Source organism: Gardnerella sp. DNF01189, assembly GCF_049244195.1.
GTDB lineage: Bacteria > Actinomycetota > Actinomycetes > Actinomycetales > Bifidobacteriaceae > Bifidobacterium > Bifidobacterium swidsinskii.
Window position 1 is genome coordinate 96,373 of the sequence record NZ_CP058385.1, and the last position, 25,296, is coordinate 121,668.

The 25,296-nt window shown below is 36.8% G+C and carries 20 protein-coding genes and 1 pseudogene; 18 read left to right on the forward strand and 3 right to left on the reverse strand.

The features are described 5' to 3' along the window. Positions 1–237: 237 nt before the first annotated feature. Positions 238–639, reverse strand: coding sequence for a DUF2178 domain-containing protein (locus HXT41_RS00450; RefSeq protein WP_116994834.1), 402 nt, complete (start codon positions 637–639; stop codon positions 238–240). Continuing rightward, complete coding sequence (locus HXT41_RS00455; RefSeq protein WP_004134772.1) at positions 636–839, reverse strand: helix-turn-helix transcriptional regulator; 204 nt, start codon at positions 837–839, stop codon at positions 636–638. Before HXT41_RS00455 ends, HXT41_RS00450 begins: the two co-directional genes overlap by 4 nt. Positions 840–1,038: 199 nt before the next feature. On the opposite strand from HXT41_RS00455, the gene HXT41_RS00460 reads away from it, so the two are divergent. The 15 genes from HXT41_RS00460 (at position 1,039) to HXT41_RS00530 (ending at position 14,444) form a co-directional block, all read left to right on the forward strand. Next, on the forward strand, positions 1,039–1,335 hold the full coding sequence (locus HXT41_RS00460; protein WP_116994833.1) for a type II toxin-antitoxin system RelB/DinJ family antitoxin: 297 nt from the start codon (positions 1,039–1,041) through the stop codon (positions 1,333–1,335). 423 nt (positions 1,336–1,758) lie between these two features. Continuing rightward, positions 1,759–2,331 (forward strand): hypothetical protein, encoded by a 573-nt coding sequence (locus tag HXT41_RS00465; RefSeq protein WP_410311175.1) that lies wholly within the window; start codon positions 1,759–1,761, stop codon positions 2,329–2,331. A gap of 175 nt (positions 2,332–2,506) precedes the next feature. Further along, positions 2,507–2,665 (forward strand): hypothetical protein, encoded by a 159-nt coding sequence (locus tag HXT41_RS00470; RefSeq protein WP_421788706.1) that lies wholly within the window; start codon positions 2,507–2,509, stop codon positions 2,663–2,665. Positions 2,666–3,173: 508 nt separating this feature from the next. Beyond that, a complete protein-coding gene (locus HXT41_RS00475) occupies positions 3,174–4,280 on the forward strand; it encodes an ABC transporter ATP-binding protein (RefSeq protein WP_116994832.1) in 1,107 nt (368 codons plus the stop codon). A gap of 10 nt (positions 4,281–4,290) precedes the next feature. After that, positions 4,291–5,070 carry an ABC transporter gene (locus HXT41_RS00480; protein ID WP_421788709.1) on the forward strand — a complete coding sequence of 260 codons (780 nt, stop codon included), beginning with the start codon at positions 4,291–4,293 and terminating at the stop codon, positions 5,068–5,070. After that, positions 5,067–6,005 carry an ABC transporter permease gene (locus tag HXT41_RS00485; RefSeq protein ID WP_421788711.1) on the forward strand — a complete coding sequence of 313 codons (939 nt, stop codon included), beginning with the start codon at positions 5,067–5,069 and terminating at the stop codon, positions 6,003–6,005. Before HXT41_RS00480 ends, HXT41_RS00485 begins: the two co-directional genes overlap by 4 nt. 417 nt (positions 6,006–6,422) lie before the next feature. After that, positions 6,423–6,923, forward strand: a complete 501-nt coding sequence (locus HXT41_RS00490) for a GNAT family N-acetyltransferase (RefSeq protein ID WP_116994830.1) — start codon at positions 6,423–6,425, stop codon at positions 6,921–6,923. Between the two features lie 12 nt (positions 6,924–6,935). Further along, a complete protein-coding gene (locus HXT41_RS00495; protein WP_076002752.1) occupies positions 6,936–7,211 on the forward strand; it encodes a type II toxin-antitoxin system RelB/DinJ family antitoxin in 276 nt (91 codons plus the stop codon). 102 nt (positions 7,212–7,313) lie between these two features. Beyond that, positions 7,314–7,805 carry a recombinase family protein gene (locus tag HXT41_RS00500; protein ID WP_421788713.1) on the forward strand — a complete coding sequence of 164 codons (492 nt, stop codon included), beginning with the start codon at positions 7,314–7,316 and terminating at the stop codon, positions 7,803–7,805. 19 nt (positions 7,806–7,824) lie between these two features. After that, on the forward strand, positions 7,825–8,454 hold the full coding sequence (locus HXT41_RS00505; protein ID WP_012913997.1) for a hypothetical protein: 630 nt from the start codon (positions 7,825–7,827) through the stop codon (positions 8,452–8,454). Positions 8,455–9,094: 640 nt separating this feature from the next. Further along, positions 9,095–9,280 carry a helix-turn-helix domain-containing protein gene (locus HXT41_RS00510; protein ID WP_004110921.1) on the forward strand — a complete coding sequence of 62 codons (186 nt, stop codon included), beginning with the start codon at positions 9,095–9,097 and terminating at the stop codon, positions 9,278–9,280. Positions 9,281–9,306: 26 nt separating this feature from the next. Further along, positions 9,307–10,026: a DNA-methyltransferase gene (locus tag HXT41_RS00515; RefSeq protein WP_116994827.1), complete on the forward strand. Its 720-nt coding sequence runs from the start codon at positions 9,307–9,309 to the stop codon at positions 10,024–10,026. Further along, the gene (locus HXT41_RS00520) at positions 10,027–11,100 is read left to right on the forward strand and encodes a DNA cytosine methyltransferase (protein ID WP_116431816.1); all 1,074 of its coding nucleotides are present in this window, start codon (positions 10,027–10,029) and stop codon (positions 11,098–11,100) included. After that, positions 11,093–13,054 carry an McrB family protein gene (locus tag HXT41_RS00525; RefSeq protein ID WP_285089495.1) on the forward strand — a complete coding sequence of 654 codons (1,962 nt, stop codon included), beginning with the start codon at positions 11,093–11,095 and terminating at the stop codon, positions 13,052–13,054. The genes HXT41_RS00520 and HXT41_RS00525 overlap by 8 nt, the downstream gene beginning before the upstream one ends. A 13-nt stretch (positions 13,055–13,067) precedes the next feature. Next, positions 13,068–14,444 carry an LlaJI family restriction endonuclease gene (locus HXT41_RS00530; RefSeq protein ID WP_116994826.1) on the forward strand — a complete coding sequence of 459 codons (1,377 nt, stop codon included), beginning with the start codon at positions 13,068–13,070 and terminating at the stop codon, positions 14,442–14,444. Between the two features lie 141 nt (positions 14,445–14,585). Here the strand turns inward: HXT41_RS00530 and HXT41_RS00535 are convergent. Beyond that, positions 14,586–15,228 (reverse strand): annotated as a pseudogene (locus HXT41_RS00535) (relaxase/mobilization nuclease domain-containing protein); the annotation flags it as partial. A 791-nt stretch (positions 15,229–16,019) separates the two neighbouring features. On the opposite strand from HXT41_RS00535, the gene HXT41_RS00540 reads away from it, so the two are divergent. The 3 genes from HXT41_RS00540 (at position 16,020) to HXT41_RS00550 (ending at position 24,891) form a co-directional block, all read left to right on the forward strand. After that, the gene (locus HXT41_RS00540) at positions 16,020–17,282 is read left to right on the forward strand and encodes a YcaO-like family protein (protein WP_102702995.1); all 1,263 of its coding nucleotides are present in this window, start codon (positions 16,020–16,022) and stop codon (positions 17,280–17,282) included. Between the two features lie 22 nt (positions 17,283–17,304). Then, on the forward strand, positions 17,305–18,618 hold the full coding sequence (locus tag HXT41_RS00545; RefSeq protein ID WP_421788716.1) for an MFS transporter: 1,314 nt from the start codon (positions 17,305–17,307) through the stop codon (positions 18,616–18,618). Positions 18,619–18,801: 183 nt separating this feature from the next. Further along, positions 18,802–24,891 (forward strand): GA module, encoded by a 6,090-nt coding sequence (locus HXT41_RS00550; RefSeq protein ID WP_421788718.1) that lies wholly within the window; start codon positions 18,802–18,804, stop codon positions 24,889–24,891. Positions 24,892–25,296: the final 405 nt, after the last annotated feature.

The following is a 25,296-nucleotide window of genomic DNA, read 5'->3' on the forward strand; positions in this document are numbered from 1 at the left end:
TGTTTTATGTCTGTCACTGTGACTAGTCGCACGAGATATAGTTTGGCATATTCTAAAAATGCTTAGGAATGTTGGAGTATTAGGCTTGGTGGTTTTTTAATCCAAGTGTAAAGGTCATTTTCATTTGCTTCGCCTGATGCAACTTTGAGAATAAAAAAGTTTCGTATTGGGGATAAGGAATTTATGAAGGTTGGTCAGCCTTGTAATAAGTAGTAAATGAGCGGGTTATGTCTGGTTTTAATATTTTTTCTCATAATATTTGTTGATAAAAAACATGATTAATGGAGAAAAGGCGATCGAAATAGCTAAAAGAGCAGCTGGCAAATATGCTTTCGTGATAAATGCAATTATGGCAATTATTCCCATTAGGTGCATCAGTATGAATGCCATTGTTGCATTTACTTTATCTTTGATTTTCTCATTTCTTTCATCGTTTACATTTATTTTGTAGTTGTGGTCTTTTTCTATCATCTTATAGTGCATGATTTTTACGTGTGAAAGTGAGATAATTGCAACAAAAACAACTGACAGTACAATTCCTACGGATTTGTTCAGTTTAAGAGTCAGCGCAAGAATTAGTCCGCAAATTCCTATTACATAACCTATGTACCAAAAATTCTGTGTTTTTTGTTTTTTCATTTTTTATCTTCCTCGTAGATAAATATTTCTTCGATTGTTAAATCAAAGTACTTGGCAATTTTGTATGCCAATATGATTGATGGATTGTATCTTCCATTTTCCAAAGAACCGACTGTCTGTCTTGATACTTCAAGTGCATCTGCAAGTTCTTCTTGTGTTATGCCTTTTTCTTTTCTAATTTGTTCAAGTCTATTTTTCACATTACATTCTCCATCCTAATGGAAAGCTAGCTTTACATATAAGATAATTATTTCGAGAGTAAATGTCAAGTTTGCTTTCCGTTGGATTTAATAAAGATGTGGTGGAGCACCTGCCGTGAGTTTTGCTTTGCTAATGCTGATGTTAATGCAATGCCAATGCAATGTCATATAATCATTGTAAGAAACAAGGGGTGATTATATGGCGAAAACAGCTAACTTGTATACTCGTATTGATCCAGAGTTAAAAGAGCAGGCAGAGCATATATTGAATTCTTTGGGTCTTCCTCCTTCGAGTGCTATTACCATGTTTTATAAGCAGGTTGTTTTACAGCAGGGGCTTCCTTTTGATGTGAAATTGGGTTATAGAGAGCCGCGTGATGTGAGTTCTATGACTCAAGGTGAGTTGAATGATGAGTTGGAAAAGGGTTATAAGTCAGTTTTATCTGGTGATGTGAAGTCTGCGGATAAGGTTTTTGAGTCCTTGCATAAGGCATAGGGTTCGTGTCGTGTGATAATTTTCTTATTTTTTATTTTGTTTTTGAAGAAAAGTATGAAGTTGTGGTTTCTCGTGTGCTTTATGGGAAAAGAGATATTGAGAAAGTTATAAATGGCAATTAAACCTTTTGCAATATCTCGCTTCTATCGTTAAAGCGTGTACTCATTTTGCCACACATTTGTTTATGTATGGAAATAAAATCCTGTAGATTATCGGATGATTTTTAGCTATAGTTATTTTGTAGGCTGTATATCTGCATTCTTTGTCCATAATTTACATCCCGTCAGTTTTATTAAACTCAAAGATGATTTGTACTCCGAGATGAATAAATATTTGGCAGATGATGGTGAAGAACAAAGTGAAGATTGAACATGAGAATCGTAGCTGCAATTAGGTAAAGATTAAGTTGTAGAGGAGGCATAAATGAAGAATATCAAGCATTATGCTTTTTTGACTATGGTAGTTTGCCTTATGTCACTTATTTCAGGTTGTAAGAGTCAGAATAATTTTAGTGATAATAATAGAGAAGTAAAAACAGAAAATCAAAAGTCTGCAAGGAATGAAAGACACTCAGAAAATAATGAAGATGTTGACTGGAAAGAGGTAAGTAAAAATGGTGTTGATGAAACTTTGCTCATAAAAAACATAGATGAAAAGGTTCTCACGTATGTTGCTAAACAGTTACAAAATCTATGCGACGAGATTGGTGAAAAGGGGGTCAAAGATAAATACTATCGGCTGACAGGGTGGTATAACGATGTAGTATATTCTAAGCAATACAAGAGTGTTGTGTCGTTGGGTAAAAAAGCAATGAAACCATTGTTCCTAATAATATATAAAAGCAAAGAGGCTGGAATGTATGAATGGGTTTGTAGTAAAGCGTTAGATGAAATATCTGGTTTTGATTTCTCGGGATTAAACAATGGCGCAGGCTGGAGTAATTCTAGAGAATTTTTAAAGGCATTTACCGATAAAATTATTAAACAAAAAAATTAACAACTCTCTGTTTACAATTGTCTTGGATGTTTACACTCCTACAATATTCCCAATATTAACTTCCATTCTGCAATGAGCATTAAGACTATTTTGCTGTCGAGTGATTATTAATTTAGTTGTTTATGTTTTGGGGAACAAATCGGTTAAATAATTGTAAAAAAGTTCCCTACATTATTTGATTCCTCACGGTAAATACTTGCTGGTTATTCCAGAAACTAAGGTTCCTGAGTTTAAGAAGTTGCTTGTTGAATATTACGAGGGTGAAGATTTGCAATCTGTAACGGATGCGCTTGCTTGTGTTAGTGAGGATGATTGGAAAGTGCGGTGTGCGTGAAATACATGTCATCAATTCATAAAGGCAAAATATTTAGTGCGTGCAGCAATTCTTTTGCTGCGTGTCTTTTTCATGTTTTATGCTCAGCATTGCTCAATACGTATAATTATTTGATTAAATTCACCAAAACATATATAATTTTCCACGTAAAGCACATTTAAGTTTATGAGGTGTTGCGCTATGACTGCCCAAATGATCGCTAGTCTTAAGAACGGTTTGAAAGGCATATAAAAGCACATAAAACAGCTTAAGATACATATTCTTTAGCAGTATTAAACACGCATTGCACATGGTGTTTTGTCATTATGTTTGCACATGTGCGTTGGTTTTCTGTAGTTTTTGCACGTTTTTTGCATGTTTTTGCGCATTCTTATCGTTCTTGTAAGCAAGCGTTATCTTTTTATCTAACTGATTTTCATTGTTGAAATTTATTCAATAACAGTAAGAATTAAGGTTTAATAACAGTAAAAATTAAGCTTTAATAACACGTAAGAACGAAGTAATAATAATGAATAATAATATAGAAAACGCAACTGATAGTCGCGATAACAATAATAAGCAGTCAGCTAGCAACTTAATATTGCGTATTGATAATATAACAAGATCTTATTCTCGTGGATTAGGTCGTAAGAAGACAACTCGCCAAGTTTTACATAACGTATCTTTTGATATCCATTCTGGTGAAATATTTTGCTTGCTTGGCCCTAATGGTGCAGGTAAAACAACTACCGTAAAAATTGTTGGCACGTTGTTAGCTCCTGATGGTGGTAGTGTTCGTATTGCCAATATTGATGCTGTGAGTAATCCTCGAGAAGCGCGTAAGCATGTGTCGTTACTTCTTGGAGGTGAGCGAGGATTTTATCAAAAGTTAAGTGCATTAGATAATCTTCGTTATTTTGCGGATCTTTCTGCTGTTCCATATAGGGAGCAAGGAAAGCGTATTCACGATGCTCTTGAGCAAGTTGATTTACTTGATAAAGCTCATGATGCTGTTCAAACTTTTTCAAGGGGAATGTGGCAGCGGTTGCATATTGCTCGATCGCTGGTTGCTAGAACGGATCTTATGCTTTTAGATGAGCCTACCACTGGTTTGGATCCTGAAAATGCTAGGAAAGTACGTGAAATTATTCATGCTTTACGAGATCAAGGAATAGCGATTTTGTTAACTACGCATGAGATGAGTGAGGCTGAAAAATTAGCTGATACTGTTGCTGTAATAAATCACGGTAATATTATTGCTCAGGGAAGTGTTCAGCAGTTGGCTTCTTTGCAGCATATTGATCATGTAACAATGTACGCGTATGAATGTGAAGCATCAAGCGGAACTCCTAGTGTTAAGGAAGAATTGCAAAAACTTGATGGAGTGTTGTGGTGTGATGTTTTTGAATCGCATGGAGTGTTAAATATTACTATCGCGTGGAGCAAAGCATTATCTCAAGAACGAAATATTAAAATTCCTGTTGATGGGATTACACGTTTAGGTGATCGCGCTGCAAGTTTGGAAGAAACGTATCTTGCTATTGTGCAAAATGATAATATTTCTGCATCAAATACTTCTACTTCTTCTGCTGCTACGCCGTCTTCTTCGTCTTCTTCACCTTCATTGAATAAGTAGGAGGCTTAATATGAATACTTCTACTCGTTCATACGCTTCTGTGATTCGTGGCATGTGGTTTCAGCTTAAAAGCTTAGCAAAAACAACGTTTTTCTTGCAAAATGCGATACTTGCTCCAGTATGTTTTGCGTTGATGAAAATTGTTGCCTACTATGGTTTTTCTCATGATTGTACCAACTTCCTTAATAATATTTGGGTTGATTCTTCTATAGCTGGATTATGGTCTGCTACAACTACTGCTGTTGGAATTATTGGATACCAGCGTTATTTAGGAACATTACAATATTTAACTTTAAGTGTTATCTCACCTTCTGCAGTGTTTCTTCCTATTGTAGGATCCGCAGCTTTACTTGGGTGCATTGGTATGCCGCTTGCGATTATTACCGTTACTGTTTTCTGCCATGGGTTCTTTATGATAACATTCACGCAGTTAGTTGGATACTTACTTTCTATGCTTGCTTGCGTAGCTTCTGCTGCATTATTATCTGGAATTTTTGTATTATGCCGTAAAACTACAGTTTATGAAGGTTTGATTTTAATTCCTGTATGGATGCTTTGCGGAATAGTGATACCTGTAGAATCAATGCCATTGCCTGCTCGCATTATTGCGTTTATTCATCCGCTTACGTCTGCAGTGTGGGTGGTTCATGCGCAATCGTTTAATGCTACTACTGTGTTAGCAATTGTGTTATGCGTTGTATTATCCAGCGTTTTGCTTGTTATTGCAGGTTTTATGTTACGTCATGCTATTCGACTTGCAACGCTTAATGGAAGTTTGAACATAATATGATACGAAATAATAATCAGGTTGAAACTATGCGAAATAAAATTATTCAAAATAATAAGTACGCTGAATTGCATCAATATAATCAATATTCACAGTATGGTCACATGAGCGTGTTATCTAGTATACGAACTGGTGCAAGAGTGAGTATACAGAGTATACCTAGCTTAAATAGTTGGAATACTGCTGTTATTCGTATGATTATTGAGCCTCTTTTATCCACGTTCTTATACGTTTTTCTAGCTGGAGCTGTAAGCGGAGGATTCAATGGAGCAGCTAGTTATGCGACTAGCGCTGGTTTTAATCATAGTTTGATTGCTTCAACTATTGCTGCTGTTATGGGCGCGTGTTCTATTTCCACAAGTATGACGGTGTCAGAGGCGCTAGCATGGGATCGTTTTGAAGGTACAACACCATTCGTGCTTACAAGCGCGAAAGTTGCATTACCATTATGGTTCGGTCGTATTATTGCGCTCGTGACTATTTCTTTAGTGAGTGATGCTGTGACTTTGTTTATAACAATGCTTGTAGTAAGCCCGAGTGCTTTCTTTGTGATTAATATGAGTGCGTTGATGCTGTTGTTCCTTATTGTTCCTGTTGCTTCTACGGGATTTGGTATTGCTATAGCTGCTATAAGCATGATGATGAATGATGTTTATACTATTTCTAACGCGCTTAGTGCAATACTTCCTATTGTTTGTGGTGTGATTGCTCCAATTAGCGTATTTCCTAAGATGATGCAATACGTGTTATATGTGATTCCAGTAACTCATGTTACTCAAGCATCTCGTAGTATAGTTGATGGTTCTGTAAATGTTGGCGTATCGCTACTTGTGATTCTTGTTGTTGGTGCGTTGTGGGCAATTGTTGGTGTAATCATATGGAATGTTGGTGTGGCGGTTCAACAGCGTAAAGGTACTTTAACAACTATAGGGTTTTAGCTGATAAATATGGGATTTAGTTAATTATATAAATATTAAATTCGCGTATGTAGAGTGGGTGTAATGCTAGTGGCATGTTGATTATTGCGTAAGATTGTTCAGTAAGCTATTAAGCAAATCTTAAACCTTTTTGCGATATTTTTTATCGTTAAAAAGTGCACCCATTTTTTGTTTGTATATTTGGCTGTATCATACATTATTTTTCTAGTAGAAGCTGTGCTTTATGGAAAAGAAAAATTTTATGGATGCGAAAAGCCTGCACTTATTGGAAAAATAAAAAAATTTTTCTTTAATAAAGCTTGTATGTGTGGTTTTTTTAAATAGTAATACTATTAAAGCTAAACAGACTATTATGGACTCTAATTTTAATAGAATTGTATTCTTATTAGAATCACATATTAAGAATAAGGAGAACTTATGAAATTAATTAGACCAGATAGTAAATATATCCAAGGTTATATAGAAGCAAATGAAGAAGATGAAATTTTTAGGCCGAATGCAGAAAGACGTTTTATACACCCTGAGACAATTATAGAGAGTTCTTATAACTATGAGCATGGTATAAATTTGCCTGAAAATTATGTTAGAGCTACTACGTTTTGGCTGATAGATAATGAAAAATTTATTGGTGAAATTAATATTAGGCATGAATTAAATTCTTTTTTAATTAACTATGGTGGTCACATAGGGTACGAGATTAGACAATCTGAATGTATGAAGGGCTATGGAACAAAAATGCTTTCTATGGCACTTACATATTGTAAAGAGACTTTGAATCTGCATAAGGTTTTGATTACATGCGATGATGACAATATTGGCTCCATACGAGTTATAGAAAATAATGGTGGAATTTTAGAAAACAAAGTGAAAAATAGCTTATCAAGAGGAAATGTTACGACAAGAAGGTATTGGATATAATATATAGGAAAAATATTAAAAACAGCGAATGTGAATGTGAGAATACAAGAAAATATTAAGCAGCAGGCAGATCGAATTTTGGAAACGATTGGAGTCCCTAGAGCTATGGCTATTGACATGTTTTATCGTCAAATCATTCTTAATAATGGTATTCTGTTTTCGCTTACTATTCCAAAGTCTCTTACAGCACAAGATGCTATGGATGAGAAAACGTTTAATGCGTTGATGGTTAAAGGATATGATCAGGCGGTTCGTGGTGATAGCTATCTGATAGATGATGTTTTTTGAAGAGCTTGAATGCTGATTGGCAGTCGTGATGTGAGATTGGTTTTAGAAAATTAAACCTTTTTGTGATTGCTCGCTTCTATCGTTAAAAAGTGCACCCACCCTGTGAAGGTTGGTTCATCAAGATCTGAATTTAATCGAATGATTGATGAGTGTGAGAAAGGTAATCTTGATATTATTCTTACTAAAAGTGTGAGTCGTTTTGGTCGTGATACGAAAGAAGGCTTAGAGGCTATTAGAAAGATTCGATCATGTGGTACAAGGATTATCTTTGAGACAGATAAAATTGATACGGAAACTGTCGATGATGAACTTTTAATCAGTGTGGTTCAAGCGTGCTGTCAGGCTGAAAATGATTGGCGTAGCGAGAATATTGTTTGGGGATTAAGACGTAGAGCAGAAGATGGCACGTCGGGTCTTTATAGCAGGGCTTGTTATGATTATAAGAAAGATAAGCATGGCATGCTGAATGCAGGCATTATTTCTAAAGAGAAGTTTGAAGCCGTTGAGCTTGAGATGGCGGTTCGTAGTAATGTGGAAGTTGGAGAGGACGGAACGGTCAAACGCAAGTCTAAGAAATATAGTTCGAAAAGATGAAGATCATAGGAGAATGTATATGAAAGATAAATTTTCTAAATCAAATATTAACACCGTTTCAGGGAATGTTTTTAATGGACCCACTAATATTGTTTCCGGAAACAATACAGATTTTAATGGGAATTCATCGGGAAAAACTGCGACATATACGCCTGAACCTGTTTGGAGAAGCCCTATAACAATGGCAATTCTATCATGGATGGGAATCTTTATTTCCCTGATAGGAATTTTCCCGTTTTATAAACTATTTGAACCTTTAATTAATTTATTTACCAATAAAAGTATTCAAATAAATGCAAACAATAATATTATATATTGGGGAATCTTAGCTATAGTAATAATTATACTTTTGGCAATTATTGTATGGTTAAGAGATATTACTAAAAGAGAAACTAGGCATCCGTTATTCTTTAATTATGCAATTAGTGGTCTTGGAAGAAAACTTACGATAGAAAAAATTCATATTGAAAAATGCCCTATATGTGGTGGCACAATGAAATATTTCAATAAGGCTGTAGAATGGAGAGATACAACATATCCTAATGGAAAAACAAAACGTGAGGTTACAAAAAAAGTGCCTGCTTTGCAATGTAAGCGAAACCCAGATCATTTCTGTGAAGTTGATCCAGCTGCAGATAAAATAAATTAGGTTTAATGAAAATAAGTATACTGTTATTGTAAAGTTGCAACTCTATGCAAATTAAAAAATTGCAGATGATGCTGGACAAATATTTCGAGCGATAAATCTCTAAAAAAGATTAATAGTTTATATAATATATACATTAGTCTAATCAAAACTTATATGCTCGAAACAACAGAAATCTTATAGTTTTTATAAAATCAAATGGGTTTTGCAGAGATATTTAATTTTTCAAAATAGCCTAATAATCTCACGTGGAGACTGTTGTTTTGATGTCAAGAGCTGATTAACTGAGCAAATTTTGTCTTTGTGTAGCAGGGGTTTACAGGGTCTATCGTTAAAAGGTTTAATGAGTGGCGGCTGTAAGCTGGCTCGGCGTGCTTTTTGAGTGCAGTTTGGCTGTTTGAGGGAAGATATCAATGCTCTAGGGTCGAGTGCACAGGATGGTAACGGTAAAAAGTACACACGACTTGCTCACAGGCTACAGCGTCAAAGATAGGCAATTTCTTATAATGTAAAATATCTAGTAATATATACAAATATAATGAAATATATCCAAATACAACCAAATACATTGACCTTTTATAAAAAGCAGATATAATGGTAGTTGGGTCTGTAGTGATGAAAATTTAGAGGCGGTATAACACAGATGAAAAATGAAGAAAGCTATATCAGCATTGATGAAGCGGCAGAATACTTGGGGATAAAAACTGTCACTCTGAGAACCTGGATAAGAAAAAAACCAGATATGCCAGTATATAAAATAGGAAAACTTTGGAAATTTAAACGCTCGGAATTAGATAAATGGATTGCCAGTGGAGAAAGTGCAGAGTAGCTGTTAAGTTAGGAGAGTGATTCATATTGTCTAAAATAGAACTTTACAACGATGACTGTATTGTTGCTATGGATAATCTTAGGGCAAAATCAATAGATTTAATTGTTACGGATCCGCCATATAATCTTGGTAGTTTTATGAAAACTAGAGATACTAATCTAAAAAAGATGAGAGATAATTTTTTTGGTGCCGCAGGTTGGGATGACATGGGTTTTGAGGAATGGGAGAAATCCATGGAGTCTTTTTTTGAACTATCTTCTAGAGTCATGAAAAGGGGTGGCTCTATGATTGTGTTTATGGCTATTATAAAAGTTGAAACGATTATAAAGTTAGCTGAGAAATACGGATTTTACTATAAGACAACAGGGATTTGGCATAAAACTAACCCTATGCCCAGAAATATGAATTTACATTTTGTAAATTCTACAGAAGCATGGGTGTATTTCACTTATAAAACAAAGACTGGAACATTTAACAATGGTGGAGCTATGTTTCATGATTTTATAGAAACATCCGTCACTCCGAATAGCGAAAGAAAATATGGAAAACATCCAACGCAAAAGCCAGAAAGTTTGATGCAGCACTTTGTAGAAATACTTTCCAACCCTGGTGATAATATTCTAGATCCATTTATGGGCTCTGGAACAACGGGAGTTGTTTCAAAACGAGCTGGTCGCAATTTTATAGGTATAGAATTAAACTCGGAATACTACAACATTGCTAAATCTAGGATAGAGGGCAAATAAATGCAACCAACGGTAATAGATTTATTTTCAGGCGTAGGAGGATTATCGTTAGGCTTTGAAGAAGAAGGATTCAGTGTTCTTTTAGCTAATGAGTATGATGAATCCATTGCAAACGCTTATATGAAAAATCATAAAACAACAAAAATGGTCGTTGGTGATATTACCTCTCTTGATTTGGATGCTGTTTTTGGAACATATAAAAATAAGATTGACGTCATTATAGGAGGGCCACCTTGCCAAGGCTTTTCGCAAAAAGGTCAGCGGAAAACAATCTACGATAAAAGAAATTTTTTATTTGAATATTATGTAAAGGTAGTTGAGCTTGTAAAACCTAAGTATTTTGTAATGGAGAATGTCCCAAACCTGCTTACTGCTGAAAAAGGTTATTTTTTTAATGAAATTGAGACGCTATTTAATGCTATGGGGTACTTTTTGCAGCATGGAGTACTTAATGCCGCGGATTTTGGAGTACCACAAAATAGAAAAAGAGCAGTTATTATTGGCAAAATGAATGGGGTTGCTCCGTCTTTACCATCCTCGCTGAATGAGAAAGTAACTATATGGGACGCAATTAGCGACTTGGCATTTTTAGAATCAGGAGAAGGCGATGAGGTGCAAGAATACAGATATGCGCCTCAAAGCGAGTATGAAAAAAAATTACGTGGACATGCTAACCTTTTGTATAATCATAAGGCAACAAAACACTCTCCACTTTCATTAAAAAGATTGAGAATGATTCCTCCTAATGCCGGTAAAGAAGTTTTACCAAAAGAGCATCTAACTAAATCCATATATAGTGGTACGTGGACCAGAATGAAAAAAGATGATATATCCGTCACGATAACAACAAGATTTGATACACCTTCTTCAGGCAAATTTACTCATCCTTTTTTAAATCGGGCAATAACAGTAAGAGAAGCGGCCAGGATACAGTCATTCCCAGATGAATTCATATTCATTGGTAGTAAGAGTTCTCAAATGAGACAAGTTGGTAATGCTGTTCCGCCACTATTGGCATCAGCAATCGCTAGAGTAATTAAAAATGATATTATGGAGGGAAACACTGATGAATAGACCAGATAATATGTCCGTTTATAATGCATTGGATTTAAAGCTTGGTATTAAATCTTCGCTCCCACATGTTAAGAGTGCTGTCGCGCTAATACTTTTGTTTTGGGAGTGCTCTATTAAGTCTGCTGAGCTTCAGTATTCCGTGCAAAGTGGAGACAAAATAGTAATTAATCCAAATTTGAAAACTGCTATTAAAAATAAACTAGCACAAATTTGTAAACAAGATGGTATTAACATTGATACAGTAATAGATGCTATAAATAATAATTCACTATTTAAGTCTCAAATGGAATCGCTAATAGTAGCCTTTGAGCTAATTTGGAAGTTAGCAAAAATCAGCTTTATTGATGAAGATAAAACTGCTAGTGCAGAAAGGACAGGTGGAATAAGGTATCCCAAAAAATTAATCTATACGGTCAATGCTGACATTATCGATACTCTAATTGACAATGATTGGGATGCTTATGTACGTATTTTGATTTTGTGGATTGGTGTTGATATTAATTATGATAAGCAGATAGAGACTCGATTGAGTCGCTTGTTAACTGCAATATCTGAAGGCGCAATCTTTAAATTAGTTGATGGTACTAATGATGTTATTTTTAATCAAAACGACGTGTATAAGAAACTAATGCAAACTAAAAATAATGTAGACTTAAATGGAGATGAAGAAGCTAAAGGTTCTTTAAGAATACTTAAATCTCTGCTTTCGGATGGACTAAACCCATACCTTGAGGGCCATAATGGAGATGTTCAGATATTAAAAGGTCAGTTTAATAATCTAGAGGAATATCAAAAAAGGGTAGAAACCTTTCTGCAGCTATCAGCCACAAAAATAATAGGCTTCAAGGATGCAAATATAGATAAAGAGACCGATAGACAAGATTCGCTTGAAAATAATCGCGTTGTAAGTGGGCGTAATATTCTTCTATATGGTGTTCCGGGTTCTGGTAAGAGTTGGACTATTGAGCATGAATATTGCAAACCTGGAAGTGTTGTAGAAAGACTTGTATTTCATCCTGACTACACTTATTCAGATTTCATTGGACAGATTCTTCCAGCAGTTTCAGATGATGGACAGGTAAGTTATAAGTTTACTCCTGGACCTTTTACGAATATCCTTCGTGAATCATATAACAATCCGAGCAAGGAATACATCCTTATTATTGAGGAAATTAATCGTGGTAACGCTCCTGCTATCTTCGGAGAAGTGTTCCAGTTGCTTGACCGTAAAGTAGAAATTCGTGATATTGATGACAACGGATATCCCATCGGTACAAGTGAGTACGGTATTACAAATATGAATATTGCTGAGGAGATGTACGGCAAGGATAGAAAAACAGAAAAGGTTCGTATTCCTTCAAACCTTTCCATCATAGGTACGATGAACACATCAGATCAAAATGTTTTCACGTTAGATACAGCTTTTCAGCGCAGATGGGATATGCGTCTTATCGAGAACGATTTTGCCAGTGTCGACAGTTCGCTTGCTGATGCAGAAATCCTTGACACTGGAATAACATGGAAAAATTTCTGCGTTGAAATCAATAAGATTGTTGTTGGGAATAGTACAAGGATGACTTCTGCGGAGGATAAGAGACTTGGAGCATACTTTGTTCATGTTCATGATCTTAAATACGATGATACTATGGGAGATCTGAAAGAATATGACACTCTTCGTGTTAAAGAAACCAGTGGCTCTCTTACCGATGATGAGAAGTCCAGAATTGCAGTGATTCGTGATGCAATGCGACAAAATAGGAAGTTCCCTGAAAAGGTAATAAAGTATCTTTGGGATGATGCATTTAAATTCAACCGTGAAATTATTTTTGAGGTTAATGAATATCAAAGTCTTGAACAAGTAATACATGCTTTTATGTATGCCAGTGGTACTGAGCGCTTTAAGGTGTTTAAAGATAATGTCAGGGATGCATTTGCTAATGTAGAAGAAGATTAAGTCGGTGATTTATATGGATTTAGACTCAGCATCAAAGTCAATCAAGGAATTTGATATTAAAAAACACTGCCATGTTAACACAAATGAAGATGGTGATCGTTTTGTTGGTATCAAAGCTGATTCTGATAATGCTATGGTCTATTTTCCAATCGGATATGAGTTGCCAAAAACCGATGCTGAAATTAGAACAGACATAAAGCATTTAATACAAGTGTTATCTGAATTTACAACAAAAGATGACAGATTATTGGCAATTAATAAGTTTACAGCACCACAATTAGTAGGCTTCCCTATCAATGCGTATAAAAATGTTATAGAATATTATTTTTCAATTGGTGGCGCCTATTATGTTGAGAAAGAGCAAGTATATACTACTGCTTCAACTGGTAAGCAGGATTGGGCAAGAACTGCACGAAAGCAAATGCCTCTTGTTCAAAGCAGAAATGGTGTGAGTTCTTTTGTGTTTACACAGTTTGAAGTTCGATCTTCAACTCCAAATGACACGAAAGAAATAACGCAGATCAATAGATTCTGTGTGTATGAAGCGTTTAAGAGACTTGGATGGCTGTATGTTCCCTATATGCCAGAGGAATCAGGGTCACATCCGGATATTAAGACGTCAATAAGAATTGTCCAAAACAAGCTTGCTACTACAAATGACGATAGGAAGAAATCCTTATTTCGTAGCATGAATGACATGCTTGAGTATATGTATGAGAAGACTTCAGATAAGCAATTCTACTTTGGTACAGATGACTTTGATCATGTGTGGGAAAAATTAATTGATCGAGCATTTGGAGAGAAGGACAAAAATAAATATTTTCCTCGTTCAAGATGGTTGCTTGATTGCGGCAAATACAAAGAAAAGAAGCCTTTGATTCCGGATACAATCATGGTATATAACGATAAATATTACGTTCTTGACGCTAAGTACTATAAATACGGTTTGACTGGGATTCCTAACCATCTGCCTAACGGTTCGTCAATCAATAAGCAAATTACATATGGCGAATATTTGGAAAAGAATAAGAATGTAGATGCGAAATCTCTATTTAATGCTTTCATCATGCCGTACAATATGGCAAAGAACTATTTTAGTCTGACGTCTTTTGTTGGAAACATTGGTGAGGCAATTGGCGACTGGAGATGCAACAAAAAATACTATGAACGAATCCAAGGAATTGTGATTGATACAAGGTACCTAATGTACCATTATTCAGGTAAGCCGATAAAGGAAAAGGCTGCACTTGCGGAATCTATAGAGTCTGTTCGGTGGAGGAAGGAAATAAAATTTACAAAGGAATCATCTCTTCCTAAAACAGTATCTTATGCGCGTAAGCCTACTGATTCTATGGTTGCCGAAGACCGTGGCACGTACGATATAGATTAAATATAAAAAATACTATTGCAGAATCTCTGTTTGTAGTACTACAGACAGAGACTTTATTTTATGATATGTACTCCTTTCACTAGCAGTCCAGAAAAGGGGTACATATCATTGCCCAATATTCATAGCCTTTGCTTCCTTTTACCTTTCTTCAGTATAATCTTCTCCGATTGTTCTAGATCTTGTAAATCTCGGCTTATCTTTCGGTTTAAAAGCAATGTGTTTGCTATACTTAATTTCATAGCCAAGATCAGCCATTTTCTTTAAAAAATCATCCCAATCCTTAAACTGTTTTACCATTCTGTCAATATCAAATTGCAGCCTGCTTTTCCAAGAAGTACCACGCTTTGTCTGTTTATTCTCATACCAAGATTTACCGTTAGTCTTATATTTCTTCTTGTAACTTTCGTAAAACTCATCAATGACAGGTAGGTTGTTTTCTTTGCATAGCTTGTCGCTTTGATACCTGATTTGATGACAGCTTTTCTTATTAGACTGGTGGCATCTACCCGTTATCATATTTACATTGTTGAAGATGATGTGATTGTGGATATGCCCTTATCTACGTAAGTAGATAAGACAAATTCGTACTTGTCTTTAAGTATATTCTTATACAGCTTTATACCAATCTGGTGAGCCATTTCAGGACTTGTTTCTCCCGGTAAAAATGATTGAATGAGATGTCTTGCAAAAACGGTTTTTGCTCTCGCGTCTTTCGTGTCCTTAAAAACTGAGTGTGGGCAGTTGATTCGTGGCATTTATGAGTGCGTAGTAAAAGTTGCTTGTTGAATATTATGAAGGCAAAGATTTGCAGGTAATTGCTTCGTTTATGAGGGAATATTGTTGGCGACATTAAATGCGCATGATGGTGTTGTCTGCTTTTGCGGTTGTTGCCGCTGCTACTTCTGTGTATGAAAAGTATAGTTTTACTGCTACCTTGTCTTGTGTTGTTTCCAGAACACTAGAAGCGTCACCACAGCACCGGCCAAAATTGTAGCAACGGTATTAATCTGTGTTCCAGGACTCCAAGCATAGCTAATAAAGTGCAAATTAGACACATATGGCTACTATCTCCTTACGATCTTAGGTAAAACCATTCATAATTAAGCGGTCAAAACATGCAAAAAAGACTACTTAAAACCTACGCAAGACATGTGGGCACACAAAGTTCGCTAGAAACGATTAGGCAAGATATACAGTATTACAAGAATAGTATACAATAATTTACTATAAGTCTTTCTTAAAATAATTAATAAAATTTATTATTTGTTACTGTTTTGTATTCATGACTTATAACTGTATTGTATTTTTTTGTAAGAAGTAATAGTATCTTTTACCAAAGTTCTTAAATGAGTTCTTAAATGAACTTAAAAGGAAATTAAATGAGTTATTATTTTTTATTGAAAGGTGAATATTATGGGACGTACTGGAACTGAACACAGCACTCCACATCTTACTAGTATGAGTGATTTCTTTGTTGGTGAAATACCAGACGATGATGAAAATTGAAATAAATATGCTGGCGGTTTTGTTATTTTGTAATACAATTGCCAGCATTATTTTGTGAAAAGATATGTTATGGTTAATTTTGTTTCACCTGAACGAGAATTTACATTGATGGATTCTTTGTCATCAATTATTGAGGTATTTGCCTTAAAGAAGTGGCAATGGAGTGTTGAAGTATCGCAATGGAGTGTTGAAGTATCAGCATTAGACACTACTTGTATTTTGGATTCGTGTGTTTATTTAGATGAGGCTGATTGTGCAGATATTGTTTTAGAATCCGCTAGAGGTAAAGGTCTTGGGCTTGAATCTCTAACTAGCGGTTTATATGAATTATTGGAACATATAGTATATTCGAATCAGTCTGTTTTGTATTCTTGTTCATCATCTCTTCGAATAAAAGGAGATGCGATTCTTAATCTTTCTAATTCAGCAAGCAAAAATACTGATTATACTTTTTATAGTATGAGTGATAATGCTATTGCTTCGTTACCACCAGAATACTGCGGTGGAAAGTCTACTGGTGAGTTTTCTTCTATTGATGAAAATTTAATTCGTTGCTACTATACAAATAATGGATGGGCCGCAGGTGCTTCTATCCAAGAAGCGACTTTGCATGCGCTTAATGAACTTATTGAACGAGATGCAACATCTAATATTCTTCTTTCTAATATATTTGATGATGTATGCGTAGAGTTTTTAATTCCTAATTGTGAATTATTGAAAGAAATAAAACAGGCTATTGAGAGCGCAACTGGTAACAAGGTGTATATTGTATCGATTCCAGCTTTGTCTGGCTCAGTGGTGCTATCTATATGTTATAAGACAGATAGAGAAGAAATTCCTACTTTTGGATGCGGCGCATCGCAATTTTTAGGATACGCAACATATCGTTCGCTTCTTGAGTTATGGCAAGAGTTATGTGCAGATAAAGATTATTCTAATCCTGAAGAACGTGATAGATCCAAAAGACTAAAACATCTTGTACATTCATATCCAAATATTAAGAAAGCTTTATTCTTAGAAAAAATTAGACAGGATAGTGGGAAATTTTCACAAAAATTAGTGTCATATGATATACGTGACACTTTATCTATTCCTAACATAGAAATTCAGATAAATAATATAGTAAATGATCTTCATAAGTACGGAATAGATATATGGAAACGTGACGCATTCCACTATGAGCGTAAATCGATGAAATGCAATCCTAGTGTTGTGCAAATTGTCGCACCAGGATTGGAACGTTTTCATGTTATTCGTCATGGTTTTCCTGCTGAACTTATAGGTCGTCTAAGAAAACGTAAATCAATAATGTCGATTCGTCAACACAATTAATGTAATTTATAAGGGGCTTATTATGAAGGCTATTGGTAAGCGGAATAATATTTTTATTCGTATGAGATCTATTAGTCCAGCATTGCGATGGGCTTTGGTTGGCTTCTGTTTTTCTATGCTTGGTAATCAAGCGTATGAAGGATCGGTTTTGCCTTCGATTATTATTGTTGGCTTGCCAGCTTGGGTGATTGGTTTTCGTAAGACTTTTATGACGGTTGCCGATTTTCTTTCGCCATGCTCTGGTTGGATAGTTGATAAGCTTGGCGGTTTTCGCGCCCTTGCTATGACTGAAGGCGTAGAAGGCGTGCTCGGTTTGCTGCCGCTTCTTATGTTTGGCTCTCCTGCGTGGAAGTGGTCGCTTGTAGCTCTTTCTTGTGCATTGTTGATTACAGGTCAAGTGATTGATATTGCTAGCGAAGTTTTCGAGGTTGATGCTGCAGGCGGCGACGACAGCATGATTGTAAACTACAGCGGCATTGTGAGCATTTTGGCAAGTATTACAGGAACATTACTTGGCTCTCCATTAGGATCGTGGATTGCGAGCTGGTCGATTCCTGTGGTTTTGATTTTCTCGTCCGTGACTTCTTTTGCGGCTTGTGCTACGCGATTTATTATGAAACAAGACATTGCGCAAGCGTCTTGCGCAGAAGAGGAAGCGTTGCAAGATGTAGAGAATGAATCGCAAGCGATTAGTGAAGAAGGAGAAGTATCGCAAGTATCGCAAGTATCGCAAGAAAATGACGTTGCCAATAAATCTGCAGCTAAGCAATCTGAGAATCCGTTACTCAAGAGTAAAATCATGCTTCTTGCAGGATCTCTTTTGGTTGCTTTTATTCCTGCATGCTCTGTTTCTTATATTCTTCTCGGTCTTGGTAAGCAATATGGTTCTAACTCTTTGACGATATTGTATATTTTTACTGGTGTAGGAAGCGTGCTCGCATCCGTTTTATATGCGCATTCTTCTCAAAAACTCGGTTTAAGAAAAGTTGCGATTTTAGGTATTGCTGTGAGCTTGCTTGCTTATTGCCTTATGTTCATTAATCTTTTGCCAATGATGTGCTTCGCATTCTTCCTTCAAGCGATTGGTGGAATGTTACTAGTAGAGCCGATTATTGTTGCGCGTCAGATTCTGTTTAAAGGAAGTGCGCTCGCTAAGTTTTCTGGTTGGGCGCGCCTTGTGTTTGCGATTGGTGCTACTACTGGTTCTTGGATTGGATTTGCATTCTCATCTACGTGCCAATGGCAGCTTTTGCCTATACTCGCGCTGATTTTTACTGCCGGTTTGATTGTTGTTTTGCCGCAGTTGCCAAATACCAGCTATGCGGCGCTCGCATGATTATTTGTAATATTTAATATTGAATATAGTTGTTACCTTAATCGCATGGTAGTTTTTGCCTATATTACTTGAATTATTACGCGGGGGGGGGTATCCTTTGCTCTATTAACAAGCTCTTTTACAAGATGTGAGTTTACGTCTGCAGAGCGAGTTGAAGAGAAAATATATAAGTGAGGACTGTTAATGGTTAAGAAAACACAAGCTGCTAAAAATGCTTTACATGTGTCTAAGAATTACGCGTATTTGAAGCCGAGTACACTTCGTTCAATGGCGAAAGAGATAAGTGGAACTCGTTTAGAAGCATGTAAGTCGTATGCGGTTTCACGTTTACCGAAAATTGCTGTGACTGCAACATTGGCAAGCTTGCTTGCTTGTGGTGCTGGTTTGCCAACTCATCAAGCTTGGGCTAATGGTTTTAATCTTCCTGATGGTAGCTATAGGTATGCGAATCGCGATTCTTCTACAAAGGCGCAGAGGTATGTGGATATTAAACTAGTGCCATGCGATGAAAAACAAAACGATAATAAGGAAACAGCAGACAGAAAAACTTACGGACAATATTATAAGGTTGAGTACCAGTTTAATTCTCAGGGTGAATGGTGGGGTGGTCGACCATTCTGGTGGGCGAGTGTGCCTAAGGGTGTTGACATTGTAGATAATAAAATTACTTTGTACAAAGATGAACAGTTGACTGGTGATTCGTCTTCTCAACAAACAGGTGCAACATATACAAAGGAGTCTTGGAATCAGTCTGCCAGCCGTTTCTGGTTTGATAATAATAAAGAGCAAGGCACTGAATTTAAGAATAACTGGGAAAGAATGACCGGTGAAGCCGGTGGTTATGACGAATCTGGTAATACTCTCGGTACTTCTAGGGAATATAAGGACGCTACTAGTGCCTTGATTATTAACTGGGAGAGTAGAGGCAATAGAAAGTCTAAGATTAGCTTCGTTATTAAACTGAATGATAAAACGAAGCCTTTGAAATTTGCTGCAGGTGTGTACCAGGTGATGGGCAACTGGCATTACACTGCTGGTAAGGTTGCGCTTGCGCCGACGTTGCCAAAATACTCACAAGAATTGGAACTTACTTATCCTACAGATAAAGTAGAAGTTGATTCTTCGACATATGGAAATAATCTTTCAGAAGATGAGAAAAAGGCTGTTCTTACAAAGCTGTGGAATGCTAATAAGAGTAATACCGATGTGCTGAAAAAGCTTAAAGGTATGGAACAGACTCAAACTGAAGAGGCTTTCAAAAAGGCTGTAAAAGTCAATAACGATGGTAGCGCAACGGTAACATACAAGGATAACTCTACGGATACTATTTCTAAGGAGAATCTGACTAAGCGTTATATTCCTTTTGCTGATAAGGTGAAAATTAACTATCCTACCAATTTAACTCCTGTTAAAAATATTTCTCAATTAAGCAAGGAAGAGAAACAAGCTGTAAAGAATGCTATTTTAGCAGCTAATACTGGTAAGCATATTAAAGATTTGACTGTTGATGCTAGTGGCAATGCGACTATTACTTTCACTGATAAGATTGGCGCTCCTTCAACTAAAAAGCTTGAAGGCAAGTATCTTGTAAAGAAGCAGCGTTCACTTGCGGATAAGTTTACGCCGTACTATCCAGTGCCAATGGCAGTTGGAAATCCACAAGGGTTGACTGTGAATGAGCAGACGGAACTTGTGAAGAAAGTTTATGAAGCAAATAAAAATAAATCTGACTTCATAGATGCAATTGGTAAGCCTAACAATCTAGAAGAAGCTAAGAAATCTATTACAGTAGATAATAAAGGCAACGTAACTATCACTTATAAAGATAATACTGCTGATTTTCCATCTACTGATAAGCTCGATGGCAACAAGCTGGTGTATCAAGCGAAGAAGCTTAATGAGACCACTTACATTACGCTTCCAGCTCGTACAGCTGTAAAAGATGCTAAGGCAATTCAAACCAATGAACAGTCAACTATTAGGCAAGCCATCTTAACAGCCAATAGTGGTCTTCAAAGCAAACTAAAAGGCAGTAATGAAAATACGGCGATTACGTTTGATGATGCTAAGCATACTATGACTGTTAAGTTTAATGATGATTCAACTTCTACCTTCGACTATTCTGAGTTGGTATACACCAAGGGGAATCCAGAAAAGCCAAAAACTGAAACAAAAAATAGTAATGGGTACAAGTACAACATTACTAAGATTGTCATTAAGGATAAAAATAAACCAGTGACTGCTGATTGGAATAGTTTTGCCCGACAGTTTATTAGAGATAACTGGAAGTCTAAGGATGTCAGTAATCCAATAACGGATCAATTCATTAATAGTAATCCTGATCTTATGGGTATGTTCCATTCTTCTGATCCAAAATCTTCTGGAGGAATGAAACTCTATAATTTCTCAAATAAATGGGAAAATAACAATTCTAATTTAACTTTATCTGATGGGTCTTGGAATAACTATAATATTGTCTCTATTTATGAAGGTGGTTCTGGGTTTGAAATAAAAAAGAATGATAATTATGGTCCAAAAACAATAATCACTCTTTCTGCAGATGATTGTTTTGTATCTAATGCTGCCGCTCCTAATCCTGAAGCGCTTAAGAAGGAAGCTGAGGATCTTATTGACAAGATTCTTCAGAAGCATGGCTTGAGTAAGGATGAGATTGATAAGTTCAAGAAAGATCATCAGAACGATATTAACAAGATCACTAAGCCAGAAGATGTAGACAAGATTATTAAGTCTGCTGATGAGCATGGTAAAGATGAGAAGAAAAAGAAAGATGCTCAGAAGCAGATTGAGAATGCTACTAGTGGCTTAGCTGAGAAAACTAAGAAAGAGCTTGAAAAGAAGATTGGTAATGAGACTGATCCTGAAAAGATTCGTGAGAAGATAAACGAGTTCCAAAAGGATCAGGATCAAAAGAAGCAAAAGGAAGCTGATCAAAAGCAGCAACAAGCTGATCAGCAGGCTGAGCAGGAAAAGCAACAGCAGCAGCAGAAAGATGATGCGAAGGTTGATGGCGAGGTAACGAAGCAGAATCAACAGGAGCAGCAAGACACAGGCAAGGCTGAAGAAGCTAAGAAGAAAGCTGAGCTTGAGAAGCAAAAACAGGCTGCTATTAATGAAATTAACGGGAATGATAAACTCAAGCCTGATTGGAAAGAGCAGTTTATTCAGCAAGTTAATGAAGCTCAGGATACTGATGGTGTAAATAAAGCCAAAGATGCTGCTAAACTAAAGGGCACTCAGAATCAGACTGCTGCTGATAACAGTAATAATGATGGTCTTAATAACGCTAAGACTGATGCTAAGAAGAAGATTGGTGAGTTGACTAATCTCAGCGAACAAGATAAGCAGAAGTATCAGGGTGACATTGATAACGCTAAAGATCTTGATAAAGTTGCAGAGATTCTCAACAATGCTGAGTTTGAGGATGCTAAAGCTGATGCTAAGAAGAAGATTGCTGATCTGAAGCAGAAAGGTGATATTACTGAGCAAGAAGCCAATGGTTTAACCGGTCGCATTGAGAATGCTAAGGATTTGCGAGAAGTTGAGAGTATTCTTGAGGAAGCTGAGCTAAAGAAAGCTAAGAAGGATGCTGAATCTGAAGTAGATAAGCTCACCAATCTTAACAAAGCTCAGAAGGATGCGCTTAAAGCAGAGATTGATGATATTGAAACTGACCCGACCAATGAGAATATGAAGACTATTGAGAAGGTCAAGACCGCTATCACTGCTGTTGTTACTAAGGCTAAAGAGCTTGATGGCAAGATGAAGTCGCTCAAGGATCTTGTGACTCTTGTTAATGGTCAGAAGTCTACTCTTACAGCAAAGCCTGATTATAAGGATAATAAGAAGACTGCTTTTGACAGTGCGTTAAAGGCTGCGGAAGATCTTGTTAAGACTGATTCGGCTGAGAACAAGACTGCTGATGAAGTTGACAATATTAAGAACGCATTAGAAAAAGCTGTTAAGGATCTCGGTGGCAAAACTGTTGATAAGTCTGCGCTGCAAGAACTTATTAACGGTGACACTGGCTTCAAGAAGACTATTGTTTACATTAATGCAGATAAGAGTAAGCAAACTACTTATGATAAAGCTATTACTGATGGTAAGTCAGTGCTTACTGATGCTAATGCAACTGTTGAGCGAGTGACTCAAGCTGTTAATGCTATCAATTCTGCTAAGGCTGCTCTTGATGGCAAAGTTAATACAACTGAACTTGAGCAGAAAGTTTCTGAGGTTAAGAAGCTGAAGAAGTCAACTAACCCTCAATCTGCTGGCGATGCTAAGTATGAGAATGCTTCTGAAGCAAAGAAGTCTGCGTTTGATACAGCTTTGCAACAGGCTGAGTCCGCTCTTACTGAAGCTAAGAGCGATCAGTCTCAGAAGTCTCCTGAGCAGAAGCAGCAAGCTGTTAATGATGCGTTGACTGCGCTTACTAAGGCTGTTCAAAATCTTGACGGTAATGACGTGAGTAAGTTGCAGACTGCTATCGCCAATGCAAAAGCTAAGCAGCAAGAAGTTGTTTACAAGAATGGTACTGCTGTGAAGAAAAAGGCTCTTGATGATGCTTTGAATACTGCCGAAGATCTTGTTAAGACTCCTCACGGTCACACTGATTCTGAAATCAGCACAGCTTTGAATAACTTGAATACTGCAATAAGCGGTCTTGATGGAATGGTTAATACAGCTGAGCTTCAGACGGCTGTTGATAATGCTAAGAAGTTGACCGGTGTTACTACTCCTAAGTCTCAGGACGCATATAAGTATGAGAATGCTTCTGAAGCAAAGAAGTCTGCGTTTGATAAGGCTTTGCAACAGGCTGAGTCTGCTATTACTGAAGCTAAGAATGCTAAGTCTACTAAGACTCCTGAGCAGAAGCAGCAAGCTGTTAATACTGCGTTGACTGCGCTTACTAAGGCTGTTAATGAACTTGACGGTAACGACAAGTCTCAATTGGTAGCAAAGCTCGCAGAAGCAAAAGGTAAGAAGAATGATGCTTCTTATAAGAATGCTTCTGCTGCTAAGCAAGCTGCTCTTGACAATGCTATAACCTCTGCAGAAAGCATTGTAAAGAAAGCTGGTGCAACAGAGAAAGAAATTTCTGATGCTACTTCTGCGCTTAATAATGCTGTTACTGGTTTGGATGGTCACGATACCTCTGCTTTGCAGGCGGCTGTGACTGCTGCTGAGTCGAAGAAGAAGACTGTTGCTTACATGAATGCTTCTGATACTAAGAAGACTGCGTTTGATAATGCTGTGGCTGCTGCTCAAGCTATTCTCGATTCGCCTAAGGGCAAGACTGAGCAAGAAATCAGCGATGCTAAGACTCAGCTTGAAACTGCTTCTAACGCTCTTGATGGAACTGTAGATACGTCTAAGTTGCAGGTTGAAGTTAACAAAGCTGATTCTTTGAAGAAGTCCGTACAGTATACGAATGCTGTTCAGGATAAGAAATCTGCGTATGATACTGCTCTTACGGCTGCTGAGTCTGCTCTTGCTGATGCGAAGAATGCTCAATCAGCGAATACTCCTGAGCAGAAGCAGATTGCTGTCAATGGTGCGCTGCTTCAACTTCAAACCGCAGCTGCTGCACTAAATGGTGTTGATATTGCTGATTTGCAAGCTGAGATTGCTCTTGAGAATAGTGTGAAAGAATCTGTAAAGTACGTGTATGATACTGCTGAAAAGCAGCAAGCATATAATAAGGCTTTGCAAGATGCGAAGGAGCTTATATCTAAGCTAGCTGATCCTGCTGGTCAGGGTGTGGAAGTTGCTACTAAGTCTCAAGCAGATCGTCAAGCTCTTGTTAATACTGCGTTAAAGAGTCTTAAGAATGCTAAAGATGCTTTGAATGGTGTTAATAAGACGGTATTGCAAGCTGAAGTTGATGATGATTCTCACTTTAGCAAGTCGTTTGCCTACTTGCTTGGTGAAACTCCTGATTTGGATGTGTATAAGAAGGCATTGGCTGAAGCTAAACGTGTGCTTGCTGATCCGAATGCTACCCAGGCTCAGGTTGATGCTGCGGTTAAGAATCTTTCTGCTGCTCGTAAGGCTTTGGCTGCTGCTAAGGCTCATGCGGCTGATGTTCGTGCTTCTGTGCGCGCTCAGGTGTTGAAGAGTGGTAGTGTTGCTCAGCTTAGTAAGACTGGTAGTGACGTGTCTGTGTTTGGCTTGTTTGCTGCAACTCTTAGTGCTGCTGGTGCTGCGCTTTTCTCAGCTAAGCGTCGTGGTACTTCTCGTCACAGTAGTAAGTAGAATATTTGCTAGCTGGTCTGGTTATTGCAGATCAGCTAGTTTAGAGCTGTTTAATGTTTGCTTAATTGTATTCAGTAAGTTTGCTGAGTATTGAGTTAATTAGCATAATGAAGTTAATGTAAAATGTGCCTCACTTTGCGTCTTTCTTTACTACGCAAAGTGAGGCATTTTGCTATTTTAATTTGCGATTACACTGGAAGTTATTGTTGCTTACTATATTTTAAGAGTTATCTTGCTTACAAAGCACTTATTGAAGCGTTTAGTCACTGAGTTGCTAAGTTATTGAAACAGCGAAACATTAAACCTTAACGATTTGCATATATATGCATCCTTATGTATAATCTTTAAAAAATAAAATCTTGCAAGTGCTAATACACGTAAAAGAGTATAAAACATTCTGCACAA